At 39.7% G+C, this 8,635-nt stretch carries 6 protein-coding genes and 1 pseudogene; 3 read left to right on the top strand and 4 right to left on the bottom strand.

The genetic code is table 11. From position 1 onward, the window contains the following. Together V7L20_RS02305 and V7L20_RS02310 are read right to left on the bottom strand one after the other, a co-directional pair. Positions 1–446: pseudogene (locus V7L20_RS02305) on the bottom strand (hypothetical protein); the annotation flags it as partial. Positions 447–952: 506 nt separating this feature from the next. Further along, the gene (locus V7L20_RS02310; protein ID WP_334742515.1) at positions 953–1,393 is read right to left on the bottom strand and encodes a hypothetical protein; all 441 of its coding nucleotides are present in this window, start codon (positions 1,391–1,393) and stop codon (positions 953–955) included. Positions 1,394–2,546: 1,153 nt separating this feature from the next. Between V7L20_RS02310 and V7L20_RS02315 the strand changes: the two genes are divergently transcribed. The 3 genes from V7L20_RS02315 to V7L20_RS02325 all read left to right on the top strand — a co-directional run bounded on the left by V7L20_RS02315 (position 2,547) and on the right by V7L20_RS02325 (position 6,270). After that, positions 2,547–4,064 (top strand): hypothetical protein, encoded by a 1,518-nt coding sequence (locus V7L20_RS02315; RefSeq protein ID WP_334742516.1) that lies wholly within the window; start codon positions 2,547–2,549, stop codon positions 4,062–4,064. Positions 4,065–4,491: 427 nt separating this feature from the next. Next, positions 4,492–5,562: a bifunctional DNA-binding transcriptional regulator/O6-methylguanine-DNA methyltransferase Ada gene (gene ada / locus V7L20_RS02320; protein ID WP_334742517.1), complete on the top strand. Its 1,071-nt coding sequence runs from the start codon at positions 4,492–4,494 to the stop codon at positions 5,560–5,562. Between the two features lie 69 nt (positions 5,563–5,631). Then, positions 5,632–6,270: a DNA-3-methyladenine glycosylase family protein gene (locus V7L20_RS02325; protein ID WP_334742518.1), complete on the top strand. Its 639-nt coding sequence runs from the start codon at positions 5,632–5,634 to the stop codon at positions 6,268–6,270. Between the two features lie 22 nt (positions 6,271–6,292). Here the strand turns inward: V7L20_RS02325 and V7L20_RS02330 are convergent, their stop codons facing one another. Both V7L20_RS02330 and V7L20_RS02335 read right to left on the bottom strand, forming a co-directional pair. Beyond that, on the bottom strand, positions 6,293–7,873 hold the full coding sequence (locus V7L20_RS02330) for a hydantoinase B/oxoprolinase family protein (RefSeq protein WP_334742519.1): 1,581 nt from the start codon (positions 7,871–7,873) through the stop codon (positions 6,293–6,295). A gap of 287 nt (positions 7,874–8,160) precedes the next feature. Next, on the bottom strand, positions 8,161–8,635 hold a 475-nt coding region (locus V7L20_RS02335), incomplete at its 5' end, for a hypothetical protein (protein ID WP_334742520.1).

Consider the following 8,635-nt stretch of genomic DNA (forward strand, 5'->3'; position numbering starts at 1 on the left):
CCTCCAACTTCGCTCAGCCCTCCAACTTCGCTCAGCCCTCCAACTTCGCTCAGCCCTCCAACTTCGCTCAGCCCTCCAACTTCGCTCAGCCCTCCGACTTCGCTCAGCCAAAATTGCCCTGTAAACAGTAGATTTTCAATCTTTTCGCTCTTGAGGTCTAAGTTATAGCGAGTCAAAAAGTCCCGAATTAAATCTAGCACCGAAGTTTTGTAGCGCCTTAACTCTACTAGTACGGGAATTTTTTGATTTGGTTCTCTTTGTTTCCCCTTTTGAGCTTCTTCCCACAACAAACGCTCTAAAGCTGTAGATTTACCTGAACCTGGTTTTCCTACTAGCAATACATGGACGGGTGCATACTTCCGTAACCCTTCGAGGATATTCAACCGTTCAATTTTTTCTCTGTCTGGTGCTTCACCTTCTCGTTTCTCTGGTACTATTTGCACCATCAAACTTAAATCTAAGCGTCTGCGCGATTTTTTGGGTTCAAGTCTTTAACGGTCTATGGCATCAGTTGGCGTGTACAAATCTTGCCAATCTTTATATGTATCATCCTCGCTCAGAGATTCTAGATACGTTTGAAAATCTATGCTGTGGTCTGCAACCATAGTAGTCAATTGACCGAGGACTTTTAAGTGCTCTTTTATATACTACACAATAAAACGCTCAATCCTTTTTATGATATCCATCCTACAAATGAAGTAAGTGGCAGACTGCGCTCAACTTGAAGAATATCTGATAAGCATTTCAAAATTTTTTGATGTACTACCTAGATTTTCGATCCCCCTTAACTTCTCTTGCCAAGGCTACGGTCTATGCACAAGTCTGAAATAGTTGATTAACCAAGGTTTTACCCCACCCTAACCCTCCCCTTGCAAAGGGGAGGGAACTAGATTCCTGTTTCCCCCCTTAGAAAGGGGGGATTAAGGGGGGTAATTTGACTATTGGATTTTACTCAACTGACGATCGCACCCGATACCCCATTCATAGATCCATTTACAGAAGAAAGCTGGACAGAATCGGCTACTAAAGAATTGGTAACTTTGGAATTGCCTATTACGCTTTGCTTCTTCTTGGTATTACCTCGTTGCGCACCACCCGCCATCTCGTATTCTGGGCTGGTTTTACCGTAACGGCTGCCAACTCCTAGTAACATTTTTTCTGATATCGCTATTACCGCCTTTTCGGCGTTATTCACGTCATCTGTGAGTTTATCAATGGTAGATAACGCAGTGTTGTAAGCAGCAAGCTTAGACCGGAGATCGTTAATTGTCATGGTGTAAGCTTGTATAGTCAATCCTTGTCCAAAGTCAAGTTCTACACTGATAGATTGTAAACTTTCAATCCGGCGATCGGCTCGTTCTAAAACGCTGGAATTTCTTTTCCGACGTGCCATAATCCATCTCTGCTACTAGGTTAATAGTACTGTTTTATACCACAGCATTTCCGATTGTCATGGGAAAATATAGCAAATCAATTGCGATCGCATCTCTAGAGGTTTAGTTAATTTCACTTAGACTATATTTTATTCCAGGTATTAAATAGATTAATAAGTTCGTTACAACAATTGTTGCAATGACTTAAGCCTTTCTTATACATGGAAGAACATTTGTTGCAAAGTATTAAACAATTGCAGCAACAACTTATACCTTTGCTAGAAAAACTTAAGCCTTTCTTATACATGGAAAAGCATTTGTTGCAAAGTATTAAGCGTTTGCAGCAACGACTTATACATTTGCAAGAAAAACTTAAGCCTTTCTTATAGATGAAGTAATCTTAGCTGCAAAGGTTTAAGTTTTCACAGTTTCAACTTTAAGAGTGTAGGCGTAGCCCGTCGTAGACATCGCTTTTGCTTGTCGTCTGAGATAATACCTCTTAGATAAATCAACTAATTGCGGCGATAGCGCAGCGTTAGCGATAGCCTAGCGTTAGTAAGGAACGAGCGTCGGAACGAACGCCGCTTTGGTACTGGGTACTAGGAAAAGTTTTTTAAATTTGGTAGTGGGTAAGATAGGACTTACGCAAAAGCAACATATTTTCGTCATTGCGAGCGGAGCGTACTCCTTCAAAGAAGCAAGCTACGCAAAGCGTCTCGTAAGAGAAGCAATCCCAGTCTTGACGAGATTGCTTCCCTACACTGCCTTCCGGTCGCAATGACTAATCATTGCTGCGTAAGTCCTGTAAGAGCAATCACGATAATTTTTTGATTTTACACCCAGTCCCCAATACTTCGGCTTACTTCGGCTGTACCCTTACTTCGACGCCGCTCAGTACAAGTCGGCTACGCCCCTCGGCTCCGCTCGGGCTGAACTCAGGACAGGCTCAGTACAAGTCGCGGTTCCTGAGCGTAGTCAAAGTGCAGTACAAGTCCCTAATCCCCAGTGCCCAGTCCCTTTTACTATGCGAATGCGCGTCTAGATTGTACATTGCAATTATTAAGACTGTCATGTAGTCAATGGTCATCTGTCCTTTTAAATACAAATGACTAATGACAACCCGTATGAGTAAATATACAATTTAAATGCGTAACAGCTTAGAAGTAAATTTTTATGATTAATCTTCCTAAATTAAATAAAGTTGACTTTTTAGTTTTGATTTTTGTTCTCATAATTGGTTTGATAAATTTACCTTTTCCATTTTCAGGAGATCAAGCACTATTTACAATAGGTGCTTTGGAGATGCAACAAGGAAAGGTACTCTATCGAGATTTTTGGGATCTAAAGCAACCTGGAATTTATTACTTTTATTTCTTAGCAGGAAATTTATTTGGTTTTAATGAAATTGGCATCCATATTTTTGAACTTATTTACATGATGCTTTTTTCTTTTACATTACAGCTAACTCTAAAAAGTTATTTTCGGCATAAGATAATAGCAAGTTTAGTACCTTTGTTAACGGTTGGTGTTTACTATATTGTTTCATATCATAAGCAATTTACTCAAGTAGAAGGGCTAGTTGGTTTTCCTTTATTTTTATGTCTTTGGCTAACTTATGAATCTTTTAATCATGAAGGAAAACAGAGATTTATTCAAATTTTCATCTCAGGCTTAATGGGTGGAATCGTCCTAATATTTAAATTAATCTTTTTACCTATAATACTTTGTTTTTGGCTAACTGCTTTACTTCATTCTATATTGATAAAACATCAAAAAACTCAAAAAATTATTCTTGAAATTTGCCTGCCAATTTTTCTAGGAGTTCTCTTTCCTATTTTACTTATTGCCAGCTATTTTGCCTCATTTGATAGTTTAGCAATTGTATATAAGACATTTTTTGTATATCCAAGTCAGGTGGTTGCTAATGGCAGATTGGATAAATCTAAGTTAATTTCTGGAAACTTATGGTTTTTAAAGAATTTTATCACTTTAGTTGTAATGGCTATTGTTGCAGTAAATGTTTCATTGCGTAAGAATAAAAACTTATTGACCTTGTTATTGATTGTTTGGTTTATTTTTGGGCTGGGTGTTATTTATATACAAATTAGGTCACTTTGGAACTATCATTATTTACTATTATTTGTACCTACAGGTATTTTAGCAACTAAAGGTTTAGATATATTATGGGAGCGTTTCAAAGGATTAAGTTCACCAATAATTAAAATTTTGGTGTCATTGTTGTTTTTATCACCTTTATTATGGAATTTTCAAATTAAAAGTATCGCTCTAGTGAAGAATAATTTTGCTTTAACTGAAGATACACGATTTAAATATCAGACTGTATTTAAAGGAGATTATAAATTACTTCGTTCAGAGATTGGCTTTCTCTCTCAACCAGGAAGTTTATCTGGTGCAATTTTTGTTGCTGGTGACCCGTCTATTTATTATTTATCTGGTCGTACTCAAGCAACATCACTAAATGGATGGTCACTTGAATTATTTTTATCTGAGCAATGGCCACAACTTTTAGAGGAATTAGATTCATCCAAGCCTCCTTATATATTTATTACTAATAATTATCACGCTTTAATTCAAGAAAAGTTTCCAAAAATTATAGAATTGATTGAAAAAAGATATCGTATTTTATCCAAAAGTGATGAGAGTGATAGTGTTTGGTATATTCTAAACTAGAACACAAAAGTTCCTTTTTTAAGAATAATTCAGAACGCCAGCGAGTGTTTACCGCTAGTTATCAAAACCTAATCGAGAAGTTGAGATTTTCCAAAGTCCTAAAACTCTATCGGGAGAAGATGTTTTGTTAGGATATGTTTTAGATTTGGCGGAAATTTTGTGACTAATTTGCTTACTTTACAACGCTGGCATAATTAATCAGAAATTATTCTAGTAAATCAAATGCGATGTCTACGACGGGTTATTCGGCGTCGCAACGAGAACATCGCTCGTAAGATCGTTTAGCCGTAGTTGCATAAACACAGCCGACTTTGATCGCAACAATCAGATATAAATTAGTTTTTGAATATATTTAGTATAGTGTGATATCAAACTTAGTACGTAGTGATCGCCCGGTCATTTACCAGAAAGGGCAGAGGAGGCATCAATGCAACTACAACAGACACAACTTTTAGAGAAAACCCTCTGGGAAGCAGTTCTGAGTCGAGATCCCACAATTGACGGCAAGTTTTTCTACGGTGTTCGCTCTACAGGCGTTTATTGCCGACCTATTTGCCCTAGCCGCAGACCAAATCGCAATCAAGTTTGTTTCTTCCAGTCGGCACAAGAGGCTGAAATTGCAGGTTTTCGACCTTGTAAGCGCTGTCAGCCACAATTTGAAACAGTTCCAAATACAGCGAAAGTCTTAGCAGTATGTAGATATATTGAAGCACAAGGCGATCGCATCCCAACCCTCTCGGAATTATGTTCTGAAGTTGAAATGAGTCCCAGTTATCTACAAAGGATATTTAAGCAAATAATTGGCGTATCCCCTTTTCAATATGCAGATGCACTGCGTAGCCAACGATTGAAGCAGCGTCTTCATTCAGGGGAAGAAATTGCTCATGCAGTTTACGACACGGGATATGGTTCAAGTAGCCAACTGTATGAGAAAGCACCTAAACAACTGGGAATGACACCAAAGACTTACCAACAAGCTGGAAAGACAATCAGCATTGTCTATGCGATCGCTCCATGTCTACTAGGATATTTGCTTGTGGCAACAACAGAGAAGGGTATCTGTGCCGTTAAACTAGGTGATGAAGCAGACAAGCTTGAACACATTTTGAATCAGGAATTTCACCAAGCGCAGATCATACGTGATGACCACACACACAAGGAATGGATACAAGCAATCCTCGACTTCATTGCAGGAGACGAGGCACATCTTGATTTACCACTTGATGTCCGTGGGACAGCATTTCAGAAACAAGTGTGGGAAGCATTACAAAAAATTCCCTATGGCGAAACCCGCACTTATACTGATATTGCCTGTAATATTGCCAAACCCCAGGCAGTCCGCGCTGTAGGTAATGCTTGTGGAGCTAATCCGATCGCGCTGATTGTACCGTGTCATCGGGTTCTGCAAAGTAATGGCAGTCTTGGTGGTTATCATTGGGGAATTGAGCGCAAACAAAAACTGCTTACACAAGAATCAAAACGCACCGCGCGAGATTGATTAAAAGAATTCTTCCCCACTCACTAGAGACGCGATTAATTGTGTCTCTACCTACTCCCTTTTTCAAAGATGACTCAAACACCTGAACTAGAATCGCTGACTGAAGAAAGTCTTACCCGTGGTTTAATGGTGCTTGCCAAACTTGATCGCGATTTGGCTCGGATTTTAGAAACACTGGGGCCTCCACCGATGTGGCAAAGAGAAGCGGGTTTTGCAACGCTCCTGTGCATCATTCTGGAACAGCAAGTTTCCGTAGCGGCTGCAAGAGCTGTATTTAATCGTCTATGTGCGGTTGTTGTAACTTTAACACCAGAAAACTTTCTGGTATTAGATGATGCTCAATTAAGAGCGATTGGATTCAGTCGGCAAAAGATTTTATACTGTCGTGGGTTGGCTCAGGCAATCGCAAGTGGTCAGCTTGACCTCAGCAAGTTGAAAAGAATGGACGAAACTATTATTAGAACTGAGTTAAAGCGCCTCAAAGGGATCGGAGACTGGACAGTTGATATTTATTTGCTTATGGCGCTGCAACATCCTGATGTCTTTCCCAAAGGCGATTTAGCGATCGCGATCGCTTTACAAAAACTCAAAAACTTGGCGACGCGTCCAACACCAGTGCAACTAGAAGCGATCGCACAGATTTGGCAACCGTGGCGAGCAGTTGCGGCAAGACTTTTATGGCACTATTACCTAAGTAATCCTAAATAATTATTTACGCCTACCCACTTAATTACGAATTACGCAAATATGAGACTTTACCAAATCCGCCTCCTCCAGGAGTTTCTATCACAAAAACATCTCCAGGTTTCATCTCTACTGTTGCTGTGCTGTCTAAATTCTCTTCAATTCCATTGTGGCGTTGTATCCAGTTGCGTCCGACAATTCCGGCTTCCCCACCATTTAATCCAAAGGGAGGAATAACCCGATGTCCAGAGAGAATATTAGCTGTCATGGGTTCTAGAAAACAGATGCGACGGACAACTCCATTTCCACCGGAATATTGCCCTTTACCGCCGCTATTGGGACGAAGATTAAAGCTTTCTAAAAGTACAGGATAACGGGTTTCTAAAACTTCTGGATCGGTCAAACGGGAGTTAGTCATGTGAGAATGAACACCATCAGTTCCATCAAAATCAATTCCTGCCCCAGAGCCGCCGCAAATAGTTTCATAATATTGATATTGCTCATTACCAAAAGTAAAATTATTCATTGTTCCTTGAGAAGCAGCCATGACACCTAAAGCGCCATATAAAGCATCGACAATGGTTTGAGAGGTTTCGACATTACCCGCTACTACTGCTGCTGGATAAGTTGGATTCAGCATACAGCCAACCGGAATAATAATTTCTAGAGGATTAAGACATCCGGCATTAAGTGGAATATTATCATCAACCAAAGTCCGAAAGACATATAAGACTGCGGCTTGAGTTACAGCCTTGGGAGCATTAAAATTACTATTTAGTTGCCGAGAAGTGCCAGTAAAATCAATGGTAGCACTACGACTTTCTGGATGAATCATCACTTGAACTTGAATTCGTGCCCCATTATCCATTTCATAAACAAATGAGCCATCCTTAAGAAGATTGATAGCCTTTCTCACCGACTCTTCAGCATTAGCTTGCACAAACTTCATGTAAGTTTGAACAGTCTCAAGCCTGTATTGGGAAACCATTTTACGAAGTTCTTGCACTCCCCGTTCATTTGCGGCAATTTGTGCTTTAAAATCAGCGATATTTTGGTCAGGGTTACGAGCAGGATAAGTATGATTTGAAAGGTGTTGTCTTACTGCTGTTTCTCGAAAACTGCTCTCTTCAACTAAGAGAAAATTATCAAAAATAATTCCTTCCTCTTCTACAGTGGTACTGTGGGGAGGCATTGAACCGGGAGTAATTCCACCGATATCCGCTTGGTGTCCACGAGAAGCAACAAAAAAGATGGGAGTAGGGAATAAAGTATTTTCAGGACTCTCTAGAAAAACAGGGGTAATTGCAGTGACATCAGGAAGGTGGGTTCCACCATTATAGGGATTATTAGATAGATAGACATTTCCCAGTTTTAGGGTGTCGCGTTTTTCGTTAATTAAACTGCGGACACTTTCACTCATTGAGCCTAAATGTACAGGAATGTGAGGAGCATTAGCAACTAATAATCCCGAAGAGTCAAAAATAGCACAGGAGAAATCTAGCCTTTCTTTGATATTCACAGATGTTGCCGTATTTTGGAGAACAATTCCCATTTGTTCGGCGATAAATTGATAGAGATTTTTGAATATTTCCAAGCGGACAGGATCAGATTGAGATGTTGTGTACATTTTTAACTCCTTAAAAAAATTTTGTAGTAATCCCTTAACTCACATCTTGCACCTGGAAATTTTAATGTCAATCCCTTGACTAAGTGTCTGTTCTCTTAGGTGTTCAATGTCTTGTAAAAGAAACAACACCACCAAATGGGGAAATATAGTTTGAAACGTAATTTCTGCGGATTGTCCCCAATCAAAGACGCAAAGCGCTAGAAAAACGGCGTCCTTTTTTTCAATCCCACACTTAAAAGTGTGGGTTTCCTGTTCCCTCTGAAAAACATCTCGGCTCAATGCCCTCACTATTCCACTGTTAATGTCCAAATATTAAAGTTCAGGGACTTATAGTTTTTGAACTCGGCTTCAGATATGTCTAATTTTTGCATTGCAGTTAGCTGATAACTTCCGTCTATTTGTGGAGAGATGCAGCTCCTAAAACCTAAGTGTGAAAAAAAGTCCACAATTTGTTGTTGATTATCAAAGCCTGTTTTGTGCACATCACGCTGCGTTGTGTCTTGGACTCCTTGCGCGATATTCTGCAATTCTGAGTGAGTCTGTAAACGTCCTTCATGTTCAGCGTTTGTTAGAAAATCAGGAGTGATCCACGCGCCACCGAAGCGGGAAAGAACCGAATGAATGTTGCGTGCTGCCCTCTCCTTTTCTTCCATTGAAAGGTAATGATAAAGTCCTTCGTGGATGACGGCTACTGGATGATTTGGCTTAAAGTGACGGATGGCTGATTCAATTTCAGGAAACGAAAGAATGTTTACGGCATCA

It is taken from the genome of Nostoc sp. (assembly GCF_036916735.1).
Lineage (GTDB): Bacteria > Cyanobacteriota > Cyanobacteriia > Cyanobacteriales > Nostocaceae > Nostoc.